Raw genomic sequence first — 15,181 nt, forward strand, 5'->3', positions numbered from 1 at the left:
GTCGGGCGGTCATTGAGTGAGCCGCGGCGCAACCGACCGTCATCGGGTCCGGCTCGCGACGCGCGGAGCGCCGGGGCCCAGCGATCCGCAGGCGTTGCGTTTCGTGCAGGACTCGTCCCAATGGAGGAGGAGGATGCGGCGCACCTCCTCGATCGTGCGCGGATCGGACTGCGTCGAGTGCCCGGAACGCACGACATATTCGGAGTCGACCCCGTCGATGTGGGCGCTCTTGTACTCCACGACGCCATCGTCCCCGGTTTCGACCGGCCCGTCGCCGCGCACCGCGATGATCGAATGCGCCTTGACCCCCGCGGCGATGGGCGTGCGCGCCAGGGTCTGGACCAGCAGGCTGCCGGGGGTCATGGCGTGGACGCTTCCGAACCCCGTCTGTCCGGCAAGCGCAGTGCTGGCGTCGTCCAGCCGGCCGATTTCCAGGCTCACGCTCAGGAGGCGCCCCGGCAACCGCACGAGGCTTGCGACCAGTTGGCTGATCCGGTTGCCGGCGACGTAGCTGCCGCCGTGCGGCGTGGCGATGAAGACGAGGCGCCGGACCGACGGAACCGGCTTCACGAACAGGGCGCGTGTCAGCAGGTCGCGCGTGTCCCGGTCGAGCTGGAGCTGGTCGGGCGGCTTGCGGAACGCCGCGTTCCACAACCGCGGACCCGTGTCCACCGCCGCCATCTTGGTCAGCAGCCCGCCCTGGCTGTGCCCGATGACGACCATCTCGTGCAGCGCCGGTTCCCGTCCGGACGGGTCCAGCGTGGCCACCGCCTCCTGAAGCGCGTCGCGCAGCAACAGGGCGGAATAGGGAACGGGGTTTCCCGTCTCGTAGCTGAAGAACCAGAACTGGAAATGGTCGCGGATGCGCGGGTCGCTCCGCAGATCGTTCAGCATCTCGGCCCAGCGCACCGGGCTTGACGCCGTCCCGTGGACGAAGACGACGGGGATGCGGCCGGACCGGTAGGGTTCCAGCGCGACCAGACGGGACGGCATCTTGTCCAGCAGGCCACCGCGCAGGAAGCCGCCGAACTCGAATTCCCAGACCGGCATGCCGTCGAGCATGTAGGCGAGCGTGGAGGTGTACTCCACCTCCAGCGGCACGGGTTGGCGGTCGATCAGCACCGTGTCGGTGTCGGACGAGGGGTAGAGTTCGAGCCGCGCGCGCACGTGCCCCTCCGAGAGCTGGCGCCGGGGATCGGGGACGCGCAGCAGGGCGGTCACGGGCGTCTTGACGCGTGGAGCGACCTGGAAGCCCTTTGCCAGGGTGCCCTGCGTGGTCCCCGCCGCCAGGGGCGCGCCGATGCCGGGCTGGCGGTAGCGGGCGTCGAGGCCATGAACCTCCAGCTCGGCGACCGGAAAGAAGCCGGTCAGCTGGCGCCCGCCCCACACCAGCTCTTGGGGATCGAAGGCGACGTCCAACTCACCGAATGGGAGCGGGTGGCGCGCCTCCTTGATGGCGATGCCGGCCCTGTCCTCCGTCGCCAGCCCGGAGGTCAGGCCACGGTTGTACAGGTCGGTGGCAAGCCGGAACCGGGGATCGTAGGGACTGGGCGGTTGATCCATGCCCCCCGGAAAGAGAAAGGCGTAGGCGTAGAGGGCGGAGGCCAGATAATAGGGCCGTCCTCCCTGCTCCTCGGCGTGCAGGAACGACATCTCGGCCAGGGCGAAGATCTCGTCGGCGCCGCCATGCCCCTGCGCGACCACCGCGCGGAGGTCGGCAATGGCGTTCTCCGGCTGCGCCAGGAAGCGATCCGCCAGGGACCAGCGGCGCAGCACGTTGTGGGTCGGATCGCTGAGCGCGTGCGCCGACAGGACATTGCTCGTGAGCTGCCGGTGGAGGGTGACGTGGTCCACGCGTTCGACGCTGACCGCCGATGCGCAGCCTCCGGCGAGGAGCGTCCCGGCCAGCAGGGCCGCGGCGGCGAAGCCTCGCGGAAAGGGTCGGGGCCTCCTCGCGCAGCCTGTGGAGCAACCCGTCGCCATCGGCCGGACCTTTTGCATTGCGTGCACGCCCTTGCCCTCCGCCGGTGCCTTCCGCCCCTGCTCGATCGCCACCGCGAGCGCTTCGCCCGACGTAAAGCCGTCTTCGGGGTCGTCTCTGGAGCTGTCTTCGGGGCCGTCCTCGCGTGATGCGGGACATTGCTTCCCGCGGCCAATCCTGTAGTTCGGGAGGCCACTTCCGACGAGTATTCTACGGTAGCCTGAATGCCGCTCCGCGCTGCCCCCAGGCGCCGTGTTCGGCACGCGGCGGCCATGGTGAAGAGTGTGGGCGTCGGATGGCGCCGGCGGTCTCGGTTACCGTAACGGATGTTACGGTAGCGTACGTGGCACGGCGCCGGCGCTCCGCCACTCCTCAGCCCGTGTGGCGGCCCGTGTGGCGGCCCGTGTGGCGGTCGTGCGCGTGGGTGCGTCGCCATCGCGGGGCAGCGTTACCGTAGCGGCCTCCGTCGACCGTGGCTGCTACTTTCAACGGCGCCGCTCCCTGCGGCTCAATGATCCCGGGACTCTCACCGATGCCGCCACCGATGCCGCCGTCGGCATCCGGGGCAGGAGGGATTTTGATGACGGGAGCGACATGGCTGATACGGTCGGCGCTGTGCCCGGTGCTCTGCGCGTTCGCCCTGGTCGGGTCCGCCTTCGCGGCCGAGGCGCCGTCCATCGGCCCCGCGTCCGACAGCCCATCGCAAGCGGTCGACCAGGACGCGCCGGAAGACGCGCCGATCGACGCCGAGGCGATGGCTATGCTGAACCGCATGGCCGAGACGCTCGCGCAGGCCCAGCGCTTCACCGTGACCATCCGGGCCAGCTACGACGTGGTTCAGGACACGGGCGAAAAGATCACGTTCGGCGAGCGGCGCGCCGTCACCCTGAACCGACCCGACGGGCTGCGCGTCGAAGCGCAGGAAAGCGACGGGAAGCGGTCGCTGGTGACGTTCGACGGCAAGGCGATCTCCGTGTTCAATGCGGACGAGAACGTCTACGCCCAGATCGAACGGGCCGGCACCATCGACGACGCCGTGCGCTATCTGGTCCAGGATCTTCAGGTGCGGCTGCCGCTGGCGCTGCTGCTGGTCAGCACGCTGCCGGACGAATTGGAGCGACGCCTCCAGACGCTCGACTATGTGGAGCGGGACACGCTCACGGCGGTGCCGACCGATCATCTGGTGGGGCAGACCGAGGATGTGAGCTTCCAGATCTGGATCGCCGCCGAAGGCCCGCCCCTGCCGCAGCGCGTGAGCATCACCTATCAGGCCGACGAGGGCGAACCGCAATACCGGGCCGACTTCTCCGACTGGAACCTCGACCCGGTTGTCCAGGCGGCGCAACTCGCCTTCCATCCTCCGGAGGGCGCGGAACGCATCCCGGTCATGATGCGCGTCCGCCGGACCACGGCCGGCAGCCCGGAAGGAACGCCGAAATGAACAGCCCGTCGTCAAGGATCGCCTTTTCCATCGCCGCATCCCTGCTTCTGGTGGTCGGATCGGTCGCGGACGCCTATGCCCGCGGCGGCGGCCGAGGGGGTGGCGGTGGCCGGGGAGGCGGAGGGGGCTTTTCACGGTCCGGTCCGGCGGCGGGGGGCGGCTTCTCCGCGCAACGATCCTCGGCGGGACGGTCCACGGCGGGGCGGTCGACGGCGGGCGTGGGCGCCCGTCAGGCCGGCGCCACCCAGCGGTCGAGCGAGCGGACCGCCGCCGCGCAAACGGCTTCCCGGCAGTCCGGCCTGACGGAGCGTTCCGCGCAACGCGCCGAGACGAAGCAGACGCGCACGGAGGCCCGGGCCGACACGCGCACGTCGGGCCAGCAGGAGCGGACCGAACGCCAGGGGCAACGGCAGCAGGGCCAAACCGAACGGACGGAAGCCCGCCAGCAGGGACAGACCGAACGCACGGAGGCGCGGGCCAATGCCGCGCAGAACATCGCCAACGACTGGGACGGTCATCACTATTACGACGATGATGACGATTGGGGGTGGGCCCTTGCGGGTGCCGCGGTGGGAGCGACCGCCGGCTTCATCGCCGGTGCGGCCACGGCGGGGCCCAACTACGTGACCGTGCTTCCCTGCACACCCACGGTCGTGCCCTACGGCGGCGTCAGCTACTACGGCTGCGGCGGGACCTGGTACAACCGCAGCTATGTGGATGGCAGCGTCACCTACGTCACCGTCAGCCCGCCCCCCGGCTACTGACCGTCTGGAGCGGGATCGGTCGGCCCGATCAAATCCCGGCCGTCCGGGGGAGCGGTCAGCAGGGGGTGAATGCGTGCGATGACGAGGCCGACATGCGGCCGCCCCCTCGGCACAGGATCACCCCGATCCTCCCGCTCCCCGCCAGGATGGGCCGCGGAAGGCTCACTGGGTGCCGCTGCGCTGGGTGGACCCCTGCTGGACGCCGCGCTGGTAGGCCGAAGCCTCGGTCCGCTTGTGATAGTCGTAGAGCAGACCGCCGGCCAGACCAGCACCGGCGCCGATGGCCGCACCCATGCCGGCGTTGCCGGCTATGGCGCCGATCAGCGCTCCGCCGGCGGCGCCTCCGGTCGTGCCGGTGAGCGCGCGCTGCTGGGTCGGTGACATGTCGGCGCAGGCCACGAGGGGAAGCGTGACGACGGCGACGCGGAGGAACGGTGTGAGTGTCATGGTCTTTCCCATCCTGGATGGCCTTTGATCGGAGGCCGTGGACCGCGGCGGAGGAGGCGGATGCCGGCGGATCAGGTGCGGCACGGGTAGCGCTGGGAGAGGAAGCGGAACAGCCCGTCCACCGGGGGCGTGTCCATCAGCTTGGGATTCTGCTTTGCCCAGGCGACGAACGCGGAAACGGCGTCGTTGCGCGACGGCGGAGGTGTGGGCGCACACACCAGCTGGCGCTTGCCTTCGGCGGCCGCCACGACTTGGTGGTACTGATAGGCGCCGACGGCGAAGCCGTGGCAGAAATGGAGCGCCGCGATGCCGGTCGGGTCGTTTGGCGTGGCTTCGCACAGCCGCACAAGGTCGCCCGTGGTCCGGACCTGAAAATTGGTTTCCGTGGGGGTCGGCCCCATCTGCGCGTTCACGGCGGTGATTGCCGTTGCCGACAGGGCGACGGCCAGAGCGACCTTGGCTCGGTGTTTCATGGTTTGCTCCCGGCGCTTTTCGTGGACGAGGAGACGGCTCCCCGACAAACCGGCTGGTCGGATGGACAGTGTGCGGAGGTCGGAGAAGACTTTAACTCGCAAAAGTCAGTGCCTTGAAAAATAGCACTCGATTGAGCCCTGGCAGCAGTCTGCTACGGTAACGCCCGCTGTATCGGCCATGTAAAAACGGCCAAATTCTTTTAGAAATGACAGCAATGAATTACATAGCGGGTGATTGGAATAATTATTCGCATTATTTTAAGTGATTATCTAAAACACATATTTCCGTTGAATCATTATTAATTTTCTTGTCATTTAAATTAAGATCAATCGAAGTTTATTGTTGCGTCATTTGGCAGAATTTCAATCTGGGAGGACGTACCTAACCCTATCCCGGTCATGAACCGACAAGCGAACGGGGCTTGATACGGTAACAAGGCCAACAGTTGCATGCTTCAACGTGGCGGGTGGCTTGGTGCAGAGTTCCCCGCGTCAAAGCCGGCGCCCCGACCCCCTTGCCTTCATCACGGGTCGTTGTCCACGGGGCCGGCATTGCGACGCCTTTGCGCATGCGAAGAAACCGGTCGGCACAGCGAACGCGCAGCCGGCACATGCACGTACAGCCAGAGAGAGCATGTGATGAAAACTCGGCGGAAGCATTCCCTGACTGAACAGCCGCTTCTGACGACGTGGTGTTCCGCCTGGACTTCGGCGTTTCCCTTTTGGGGTCCCTTCATCGAAGCCGCGGGGGAAGCCGCGGGGAACGGAGCCTCGGCAAGACCGACAGGGACAAAGCCGGTGGACGAGACGGCGGCCGGGAAAGGCGCGGATGGCTGGCAGACGCCGGCTTTCCCCAACCCGTTCAATCTTCCCAACCCGTTCCAGGACGCGTTCGACTACGGCGTCGATGCGATGCAGCGTTGGGTCCTGTTCCTGGATGTTCTGCGGCGTCGCGGCGATCAATTCATGGAGCACGCCGACAAAGGAAAGCCGCCCGTCCTGACCTTTCCGTACGAGGTCGTGATCGAAGGGCGGAAGCTGAAGCGGCCGTGCAACTACATGCTGCTTCGCATCCTGCCGGACCCCGCCATCGGCACCGACCCGGCCAAGCGCCCGTTCGTCATCGTCGATCCGCGCGCCGGCCACGGGCCGGGCATCGGCGGGTTCAAGCCGGACAGCCAGATCGGCACCGTTCTGCGCGCCGGCCACCCCTGCTATTTCATCGGTTTCCATCCAGAACCGGAGCCGGGCCAGACCCTGGCCGATGTGGGTGAGGCCGAGGCCTTCTTCATCGAGCATGTCGGGAAACTGCACGATGGCGCGGGCGGCAAGCCGTGCGTCATCGGCAATTGCCAGGCCGGTTGGGCGGTGATGGCGCTGAGCGCGGTTCGGCCCGACCTGATGGGACCGATCATCATCGCGGGTTCCCCGCTGTCCTATTGGGCCGGCGTGACGGGGCGGAACCCGATGCGCTATCTCGGCGGGCTGTATGGCGGCTCCTGGCTCGCCGCCCTGGCCAGCGATCTCGGCAATGGCCAATTCGACGGGGCGCATCTGGTCGGCAACTTCGAGAAGCTGGACCCGGCCAACACCTATTGGAAGAAGGCGTACAACCTGTACGCCCATATCGACACGGAAGCGGACCGCTATCTCGACTTCGAAAAGTGGTGGAGCGGTTTCTTCCTGATGAACGGGGAGGAGATCGAGGCCATCACCGACGAGCTGTTCGTCGGCAACAAGATGACCAGCGGCGGCATCGTCCGGAACGGACGCCGGCTGGATTTGCGCAACATCCGCTCGCCGATCCTCGTCTTCGCATCCTTCGGTGACAACATCACGCCGCCGCAACAGGCGCTGGGCTGGATACTCGACCTTTACAGCGACATCGAAGACATCCGGGCCCACGAGCAGACCATCGTCTACAACCTCCATCACGACATCGGGCATCTGGGCATCTTCGTGTCCGGCCGCGTCGCCCGGAAGGAAACGTCGGAGTTCGTCGAGAACATCGACTTCATCGACCTGCTGCCGCCCGGTCTTTACGAAATGATCCTTCAGCCGAAGGACCCGAACGTCCCCGGCGCCGATCTGGTCGCGGGCGGCTACGTGACGCGGTTCGAGCCGCGCACGCTCGACGACATCCGCGGGCTTGGCGGCAACAGCCCGGAGGATGACCGCTGCTTCGCCGCGGTGGCCCGCATCTCGGACATCAACAAGGGCCTGTACGCCACCTTCGCCCGGCCCTCCATCCAGGCGGCCGTCAACGAGCCCTTCGCCGAATGGCTGCGGATGACGAACCCGGCGCGCAGCCAGTACTACCTGTTCTCGCACCTCAACCCGTTCATGGCGCCGGTCGGCGCCATGGCCGACTGGGTGCGCGAGCACCGCCGCCCGGTGAGCCCGGACAACCCGTACCTGGGCGCGCAGAGCCGCGTCTCCGACGAGATCGCGCAGGGGCTCGACCGCTGGCGGGACGCGCGCGACAGCGCCGTCGAGCGTCTGTTCCTGGGCCTCTACAACGCACCGCTCCTTCAGGCTCTGGTCGGGCTGGCCGCTCCGGGCGAGGGCGCGCGGCCGCCGCACGTCCGCGACGAGGCGTTCGAGGCCCTGGTCGAAAAGCGGATGGCCGAGATCATGGCCCGTGTCGAGGAGGGCGGGGTGCGTGAGGCGCTGTTCCGCGTCCTGATCCACGCGCGGCGCGGCGAGGGCGCCCTCGACGAGCGTGCCTTCCAGATGCTGCGGAAAATCCGCGACGAGCATCCCGGCACCCAGCACCTGTCCGTGGACGCGGTCCGCGCGGTCTTCCGCGAGCAGGTCTTCCTGATGCTGATGGACGAAGCCGCGGCGATGAGCGCGTTGCCCAAGCTTCTGTCCGGCGAGAAGGAGCGCAAGGAGGTGATGGCGCTGGCGGAGCGCGTTCTGGAGGCCTCCGGGCCGCTGACCCCCGACCAGCGCGCCCGGCTGCGGCAGGTGGACGCCCTTCTGCACAACAAGGAGGAGCGCATCGAGGCCGAGCGCGAGCCGCCGCTGCGCGTGTTGGCCGGGGCCGGCGGGTCGTCGCTGGTCAAAGCCGCCACCGACATCCGCCGGACGGACGCGCAGCACAGGGTGACGGGCACCGCGAAGGCCAAGTGACCCCCGGTGCCGATGCATGAGGCTGACAAAAGACAGCTCACAGGAAACAAGGGGAACGCGTCATGAGCAACATGGACCAGACCAGAGCGGCCGCGGCCGTCCCCGACATCGGTGACGACCTGATCTCGCCCGACGAACTCCGGAAGCTCGGCGAGGAGCACGAGATGGCGCTGCTCCAGGAAGCCCTGGAGCGGGAAAAGAAACACATGAAGGAACAGGACACCGTCCGCGAAGCCTTCATGAACCAGCATGTCCGACCCGACGCCAAGGAGCGGTTCACCCGCGCCGTGCGCGACGCCGCGTCGCGCGGCGTGAAGGAAATCCAGGTGGCGCGCTTCCCGAGCAGCTACTGCACCGACGGCGGCCGGGCGATCAACAATTTCGAGCCGGACTGGCCGGAGTCCCTGACCGGCTACGCCCGCGAAGCCTACGAGGTCTTCGACAAGAACCTGAGGGCCAAGGGCTACAAGCTGCGGGCGCAGATCCTGGACTATCCCGGCGGCATGCCGGGGGACGTCGGGCTGTACCTGCGCTGGTGAGGAGGGCGCGTCATGGCCGGCAGCCAGCCACCGCCCGCGCATCGGCACGAAAAGTACGAACGGCTGGTCGCCGCCTGCCGCGAAATCCCCGCCGTCTCCACGGCGGTGGCACACCCCTGCGATGCCTCGTCCTTGGGCGGCGCCGTCGATGCGGCCCGTCAGGGTTTCATCACCCCGATCCTGATCGGCCCGGCCGCGCGCATCCGGGCCGTGGCGGGCGAGTCCGGCCTCGACATCGCCCCGTACGAGATCGTCGACGTCCCGCACAGCCACGCCGCCGCCGCCACGGCGGTGGAGCTGGTGCGTCGGGGGCGCGCCCAGCTTCTCATGAAGGGAAGCCTGCACACGGACGAGCTGCTGCGCGAGGTGGCGAGGAAGGACAGCGGGCTGCGGACGGAGCGGCGCATCAGCCACGTCTTCATCATGGACGTGCCGACCTACGCCAAGCCGCTGTTCATCACCGACGCCGCGGTGAACATCGCCCCGACCCTGGAGGACAAGCGCGACATCATCCAGAACGCCATCGATCTGGCGCGGGCGTTGGGGAATCCCCAGCCGAAGGTGGCGATCCTGTCGGCGGTCGAGACCATCAACCCCAAGATTCCCTCCACCGTGGAGGCCGGCGCGCTGTGCAAGATGGCCGACCGGGGGCAGATCACCGGCGGGGTGCTGGATGGGCCGCTGGCGCTCGACAACGCCATCAGCCCGGAGGCGGCGAGGATCAAGGGCATCGCGTCCCCGGTCGCCGGACAGGCCGACATCCTCGTCGTGCCGGATCTGGAGGCGGGCAACATGCTCGCCAAGAACCTGACCTTCCTGGCGAACGCCGATGCCGCCGGCATCGTGCTGGGCGCGCGGGTGCCCATCGTGCTGACCAGCCGGGCCGACAGCGTGATGACGCGCATGGCCTCCTGCGCCGTGGCGGCGCTGTACGCGCACCGGCAGCGGATCGAACAGCCGGTGAAGGGATGAGACGCCATGACTTGGTCATTTGGGCCTGGGACATCCAGCTTCGGGTCATCCGGATCGGCGATCGTCGCCAGCCTCCTGCTTCTCGGCTGCGAACAGCCGGCGCCGCCACCGGCGGAGGCGACGCTGATCCGCGCGCTGCCGGTGCAGGTGAGCCAGTTCGACCGCACCGCCGCGCTGACCGGTGAGATCCAGGCCCGCCACGAAAGCAACCTCGGCTTCCGCGTCAGCGGCAAGGTGGTCGAGCGGCTGGTGGACGTCGGGCAGGCGGTCACGTCCGGCCAGCTGCTGGCGCGGCTGGACAACCAGGACCAGACCAACGCCGTGAGGTCCGCCGAGTCCGACGTGGCGGCCGCGCAGGCCGCCGTCGAGCAGAGCCGGACGCAGGAGGAGCGCCAGCGCTCCCTGCTCGCCAACGGCTTCACCACCCGGGTCCAGTACGACAACGCCCAGAAGCGCTTCCAGCAGGCGCAGGCCGAGCTGAACTCCGCCGAGGCGCAGCTGGGCTCGGCCCGGGACACGCTGTCCTACACCGAACTGCGGGCCGACCGCGACGGCGTCATCACGGCGAAGGCGGCGGAGCCCGGCCAGGTGGTCGCGGTCGGCCAGACGGTGCTGCGGCTGGCCGATCCGGGCGAGCGGGAGGCGGTCTTCCAGGTGCCGGGCGCCAGCATCCGGCTGGAGGGGCAGGCGGGCCTGCCGCCGGTCGAGGTGCGGCTCGTCAACGATGCGAAGACCGTCACCGAGGGGACGATCCGCGAGGTGTCTCCGGGCGTCGATCCGGTGACCCGGACCTACACGGTGAAGGTCGCCCTGCCCAACGCCCCCGACGCCTTCCTGCTCGGCTCCTCGGTCGTCGGGCGGGCCAAGCTGCCGGCGCGGCCGGTGGTCAATCTGCCGTCCTCGGCCCTGTTCCAGACGGGGAACGGGGAGCCGGCGGTCTGGGTCGTGGTGAAACCGGCCGACACGGTGAGCCTGCGCCCCGTCTCCGTCCTGCAATACGACACCGGCACGGTCACCGTCTCCAGCGGCCTCGACTCCGGTGATCTGGTGGTGATCGGCGGCGTCCAGAAGCTGCGGCCGGACCAGAAGGTCACCATCAAGCAGGGGAGCGGCGCATGACCCGCATCGCGCGACCAACCACGCGGCCCCCATCCATGTGGCCCCCAACCATGTGGCGGCCGCCCGCGAAGCCGCTGCTCGCCGCGCTGCTGGCCCTGGCCCCCGTGCTGGCGGCCTGTCAGCCGCAGGGCGGCCACCACGCCGACGCGGCGCCGGTGATCCGCCCGGTTCGGACCCTCACCGTGGAGCCGGTGACCTTCCGGATGGCCGGCTCCGCCACCGGAACCATCGAGGCGCGGGCCGACGCCGACCTTGGCTTCCGCATCGCCGGCAAGCTGATCGAGCGCAAGGTCGACGTGGGCGCCCTGGTCAAGGCCGGCGACGTGCTGGCGCGGCTGGACGACCAGGACCAGCGCAACGCGCTGCGGACCGCCGAGGCGAACCTCGCCTCCGCCAAGGCCGATCAGGTGCAGGCGCGCAACGAGGAGGGCCGCAAGCGGGAACTGCTGGCCAACGGCAACGCCCCCCAGGCCCAGTACGACGCGGCGCTGCTGGCGATGCGCACCGCCGACGCCAAGGTCGTCGCCACGCAGGCGGCGCTGCAATCGGCCCGCGACCGGGTCGGCTACACGGAGCTGCGGGCGGACCGGAACGGCGTGGTCACCACCATCGGGGCCGAGCCCGGGCAGGTGGTCGAAGCCGGCCAGATGGTGGTGCGCGTCGCCCAGCCGGAGGAGCGCGAAGCCGTCTTCAACGTCGCCGAGACCGGCATCCGGGCGGCGCCGAAGGACCCGGTGATCGAGGTGTCGCTGGCCGGCGCTCCCGACATCGTGGCGGTGGGCCGCGTCCGCGAGGTCTCGCCCCAGGCCGATCCCGTCACCCGGACCCACACCGTCCGGATCGCGCTGGACAACCCGCCCGACGCCCTGCGCCTCGGCGCGACGGTCGTCGGTCGCCTGAAGCAGCCGCCCGCCCCGGTGGTCGAACTGCCGGGAGCGGCGCTGTTCGAGGAGGAGGGGCGGAGCTTCGTCTGGCTCGTCGACCCGAAGGCCCAGACCGTCCGGCGTCAGCCGGTCGCGATCCGGCCCAGGGATGGTGCCAGGGACACCGATGGCCCGGTCATCGTCACCGAGGGACTGACCCGCGGCGACGTCGTGGTCACCGCGGGCGTGCGCAGCCTGACCGAAGGCCAGCGGGTCCGGTTCAACCAGACAATCGAAACGGCGGCAGCGAAATGACCGGCTTCAATCTCTCCGAGTGGGCCCTGCGCCACCGCTCCTTCGTCTGGTACCTGATCCTGTCGCTGACGCTGGCGGGCGGCATGGCCTACATGCGCCTCGGCCGCGAGGAGGACCCGGCCTTCACGATCAAGACCATGGTGGTCCAGGCCAACTGGCCCGGCGCCACCATCGAGGACACCATGAAGCTGGTGACCGACCCGATCGAGAAGAAGCTGGAAGAGATTCCCTATCTCGACTACGTCAAGAGCTACACCAAGCCCGGCGTCTCGGTCGTCTACGTCAACCTGAAGGACTACACGCCGGCCGAGGCGGTGCCCGACCTGTGGTATCAGGTCCGCAAGAAGATCGCCGACATGAAGGCCACCCTGCCGCAGGGCGTGCAGGGACCGGCCTTCAACGACGAGTTCGGCGACACCTTCGGGACGGTCTTCGCCTTCACCGCCGACGGCTTCAGTTACCGCGAACTGAAGGACTACGCGGAGACCGCGCGGGCCGAGCTGATGCGCGTGCCGGACGTCGGCAAGATCCAGTTCGTCGGCGTCCAGAACGAGCGGATCTACCTCGACTTCTCGACGCGCAAGCTGGCCGCGATGGGAATCGACCGCGAGCAGGTCATCGCCGAGCTGCAGGCGCAGAACGCCGTGGCTCCGGCCGGCGTGGTGCAGGCCGGTGACGAGAAGATCTCGGTCCGGGTCAGCGGCGCCTTCACGTCGGAGGACAGCCTGCGCGCCATCAGCCTGCGCGCCAACGACAAGTTCTACCGGCTGGCCGATCTGGCGGACATCCGGCGCGGCTACGCCGACCCGCCGTCGCCGCTGTTCCGCTACAACGGGCAGCCGGCCATCGGGATGATCATCTCCATGGCGGCCGGCGGCAATGTGCTGACCTTCGGCGAGGGCATCCGCGAGCGGATGCGGCGGGTCGAGGCGAACCTGCCGGTGGGCATCGGCGTCCACCTCGTCGCCAACCAGTCGGTGGTGGTCGAGGAGTCGGTCGCCGGCTTCACCAAGGCGCTGAAGGAGGCGGTCGTCATCGTCCTGGTGGTCAGCTTCATCAGCCTGGGCCTGCGCGCCGGGCTGGTGGTGGCGACCTCCATCCCGCTGGTGCTGGGCATGACCTTCATCGGCATGGAGTTCTACGGCATCACGCTCCAGCGCATCTCGCTGGGCGCGCTGATCATCGCGCTCGGCCTGCTGGTGGACGACGCCATGATCACCGTGGAGATGATGATCACCAAGCTGGAGGAGGGCTTCAACCTCGATAAGGCGGCGACCTTCGCCTACACCTCCACGGCCTTTCCCATGCTGACCGGCACGCTGATCACCGTGGCCGGCTTCATCCCCATCGGCTTCGCCCAGGGCGGCGCGGCGGAATACTGCTTCACGCTGTTCGCCGTGGTGGCGATGGCGCTGCTGTTCTCCTGGATCGTGGCGGTCCTGTTCGCGCCCCTCATCGGGGTGAACGTGCTGCCCAAGACCATGAAGGCGACGCATGGCGGCGAACCGGGGCGCCTGATGCGGACGTTCCGGGGCGGCCTGCGCCTCGCCATGCGGGCGCGCTATCTGGTGATCGTCGCGACGTTGCTGCTGTTCGGCCTGTCGGTCTTCGGCCTGCGCTTCGTCCAGCAGCAGTTCTTCCCCGCCTCCGACCGCCCGGAACTGCTGGTCAACCTGACCCTGCCGCAGACGGCCTCGATCCGGTCGACCGAGGAGGTGGTGGACCGCTTCGAGAAGGTGCTGGCGGCCGACCCGGACGTCGAGCGCTGGAGCTTCTACGTCGGCCAGGGCGCGGTGCGCTTCTACCTGCCGCTCGACGTGCAGCTGGCCAACGACTACTTCGCGCAGGCCGTGGTGGTGACCAAGGGCTACAAGGTCCGCGAGGCCGTGCGCGCCCGGCTGGAAAAGGTGCTGAACGAGGACTTCTCCGACCTGAACACGCGGGTCAGCCCGCTGGAGATGGGGCCGCCGGTCGGCTGGCCGATCCAGTACCGCGTCTCCGGCCCCGACGTGGGCGAGGTGCGGGCCATCGCCGCGCGGATGGCCGACACCATCGGCACCAACCCCTACACGCTGCTGGTCAACTACGACTGGAACGAGCCGTCGAAGGTGGTGCGGGTCGACGTTGACCAGGACAAGGCCCGCCTGCTGGGGATCAGCTCCAAGTCGCTCAACCAGGCGCTGAACGCCACGGTGTCGGGTGCCGCCTTCACGCAGGTGCGCGACGACATCTACCTGATCGACGTGGTGGCCCAGGCGACCAACGCGGAGCGCAGCTCCATCGAGACGCTGCGCAACCTCCAGATCGCCATTCCGGACGGCCGCACCGTGCCGCTGGGCGAGGTCGCGACCATGCGCTACGACCTGGAGCAGCCGGTGGTCTGGCGGCGGACGCGCCTGCCGACCATCACCGTCCAGGCCGATCTGGTTCCCCCGCTGCAGGCCGCGACGGTGGTGCAGCAGCTGGCCCCGGCGGTGGACGAACTGCGGCGCAGCCTGCCGCCCGGCTACACCGTCGAGGCGGGCGGCACGGTGGAGAACAGCGCCAAGGGCATGGCCTCGATCACCGCCGTCTTCCCGATCATGATCTTTGTCATGCTGACCATCCTCATGATCCAGCTGCAGAGCTTCCAGAAGCTGTTCCTGGTCATCAGCGTGGCGCCGCTCGGCCTGATCGGCGTCGTCGCGGCGCTGCTGCCGACCGGCACGCCGCTGGGCTTCGTCGCGATCCTGGGCGTGGTCGCCCTGATCGGTATGATCGTCCGCAACTCGGTCATCATGATCGCCCAGATCGACGAGCATCTGGAGGCCGGGGAGCATCCCTGGGACGCCGTCATCAACGCCACCATGCACCGCGTGCGGCCGATCCTGCTGACGGCGGCGGCGGCCAGCCTGGGCATGATTCCCATCGCGCCGGAGGTGTTCTGGGGTCCCATGGCCTACGCGATCATCGGCGGGCTGATCGTGGCGACCCTGCTGACGCTGTTCTTCCTGCCGGCGCTCTACGTCGCCTGGTTCCGGATCCGGGAACCGGCGGCGGAGGAGCGTGCCAAGTCCCGGTATGACGGGGCCATGCACCCGCCGGGTCCGGCGCCGACCAAGGGAGTGACGAGCGGTGTGTGACCGCCCGTCA

10 protein-coding genes and 1 pseudogene are annotated in these 15,181 nt (G+C 68.6%); 8 read left to right on the forward strand and 3 right to left on the reverse strand.

Features of this window, described 5'->3' with window-relative positions:
- Window positions 1-39 precede the first annotated feature (39 nt).
- Window positions 40-1,854, reverse strand: coding sequence for an esterase/lipase family protein (locus ACWPN5_RS03910; protein ID WP_145682203.1), 1,815 nt, complete (start codon window positions 1,852-1,854; stop codon window positions 40-42).
- 707 nt (window positions 1,855-2,561) lie between these two features.
- On the opposite strand from ACWPN5_RS03910, the gene ACWPN5_RS03915 reads away from it, so the two are divergent.
- Together ACWPN5_RS03915 and ACWPN5_RS03920 are read left to right on the forward strand one after the other, a co-directional pair.
- Complete coding sequence (locus ACWPN5_RS03915) at window positions 2,562-3,422, forward strand: DUF2092 domain-containing protein (RefSeq protein WP_492294352.1); 861 nt, start codon at window positions 2,562-2,564, stop codon at window positions 3,420-3,422.
- Complete coding sequence (locus tag ACWPN5_RS03920; RefSeq protein ID WP_492294354.1) at window positions 3,419-4,186, forward strand: hypothetical protein; 768 nt, start codon at window positions 3,419-3,421, stop codon at window positions 4,184-4,186. The genes ACWPN5_RS03915 and ACWPN5_RS03920 overlap by 4 nt, the downstream gene beginning before the upstream one ends.
- A 162-nt stretch (window positions 4,187-4,348) precedes the next feature.
- On the opposite strand, the gene ACWPN5_RS03925 is transcribed toward ACWPN5_RS03920, so the two are convergent.
- Together ACWPN5_RS03925 and ACWPN5_RS03930 are read right to left on the reverse strand one after the other, a co-directional pair.
- On the reverse strand, window positions 4,349-4,633 hold the full coding sequence (locus ACWPN5_RS03925; protein WP_145682200.1) for a YMGG-like glycine zipper-containing protein: 285 nt from the start codon (window positions 4,631-4,633) through the stop codon (window positions 4,349-4,351).
- A gap of 71 nt (window positions 4,634-4,704) precedes the next feature.
- A complete protein-coding gene (locus ACWPN5_RS03930) occupies window positions 4,705-5,106 on the reverse strand; it encodes a Rap1a/Tai family immunity protein (RefSeq protein WP_145682199.1) in 402 nt (133 codons plus the stop codon).
- Window positions 5,107-5,904: 798 nt separating this feature from the next.
- On the opposite strand from ACWPN5_RS03930, the gene ACWPN5_RS03935 reads away from it, so the two are divergent.
- The 6 genes and pseudogenes from ACWPN5_RS03935 (at window position 5,905) to ACWPN5_RS03960 (ending at window position 15,171) form a co-directional block, all read left to right on the forward strand.
- Complete coding sequence (locus ACWPN5_RS03935; protein ID WP_492294356.1) at window positions 5,905-8,241, forward strand: DUF3141 domain-containing protein; 2,337 nt, start codon at window positions 5,905-5,907, stop codon at window positions 8,239-8,241.
- Window positions 8,242-8,303: 62 nt separating this feature from the next.
- A complete protein-coding gene (locus tag ACWPN5_RS03940; RefSeq protein WP_145682197.1) occupies window positions 8,304-8,780 on the forward strand; it encodes a hypothetical protein in 477 nt (158 codons plus the stop codon).
- 42 nt (window positions 8,781-8,822) lie between these two features.
- A pseudogene (locus tag ACWPN5_RS03945) lies at window positions 8,823-9,752 on the forward strand (bifunctional enoyl-CoA hydratase/phosphate acetyltransferase); the annotation flags it as partial.
- Between the two features lie 6 nt (window positions 9,753-9,758).
- Window positions 9,759-10,871, forward strand: coding sequence for an efflux RND transporter periplasmic adaptor subunit (locus tag ACWPN5_RS03950; protein WP_145682195.1), 1,113 nt, complete (start codon window positions 9,759-9,761; stop codon window positions 10,869-10,871).
- A 50-nt stretch (window positions 10,872-10,921) separates the two neighbouring features.
- Window positions 10,922-12,049 (forward strand): efflux RND transporter periplasmic adaptor subunit, encoded by a 1,128-nt coding sequence (locus ACWPN5_RS03955; RefSeq protein ID WP_492294358.1) that lies wholly within the window; start codon window positions 10,922-10,924, stop codon window positions 12,047-12,049.
- Window positions 12,046-15,171 carry an efflux RND transporter permease subunit gene (locus ACWPN5_RS03960; RefSeq protein WP_492294360.1) on the forward strand — a complete coding sequence of 1,042 codons (3,126 nt, stop codon included), beginning with the start codon at window positions 12,046-12,048 and terminating at the stop codon, window positions 15,169-15,171. Before ACWPN5_RS03955 ends, ACWPN5_RS03960 begins: the two co-directional genes overlap by 4 nt.
- Window positions 15,172-15,181 lie beyond the last annotated feature (10 nt).

Source organism: Azospirillum sp. UENF 211521, assembly GCF_058780535.1.

Excerpts from the sequence above, each read along its gene's own strand:
- ACWPN5_RS03920 (WP_492294354.1), top strand. The coding sequence starts at position 3,419 with ATGAACAGCCCGTCGTCAAGGATCGCCTTTTCCATCGCCGCATCCCTG.
- ACWPN5_RS03915 (WP_492294352.1), top strand. The coding sequence starts at position 2,562 with ATGACGGGAGCGACATGGCTGATACGGTCGGCGCTGTGCCCGGTGCTC.
- ACWPN5_RS03925 (WP_145682200.1), bottom strand. The coding sequence starts at position 4,633 with ATGACACTCACACCGTTCCTCCGCGTCGCCGTCGTCACGCTTCCCCTC.
- ACWPN5_RS03955 (WP_492294358.1), top strand. The coding sequence starts at position 10,922 with ATGTGGCGGCCGCCCGCGAAGCCGCTGCTCGCCGCGCTGCTGGCCCTG.
- ACWPN5_RS03950 (WP_145682195.1), top strand. The coding sequence starts at position 9,759 with ATGACTTGGTCATTTGGGCCTGGGACATCCAGCTTCGGGTCATCCGGA.
- ACWPN5_RS03930 (WP_145682199.1), bottom strand. The coding sequence starts at position 5,106 with ATGAAACACCGAGCCAAGGTCGCTCTGGCCGTCGCCCTGTCGGCAACG.
- ACWPN5_RS03940 (WP_145682197.1), top strand. The coding sequence starts at position 8,304 with ATGAGCAACATGGACCAGACCAGAGCGGCCGCGGCCGTCCCCGACATC.
- ACWPN5_RS03960 (WP_492294360.1), top strand. The coding sequence starts at position 12,046 with ATGACCGGCTTCAATCTCTCCGAGTGGGCCCTGCGCCACCGCTCCTTC.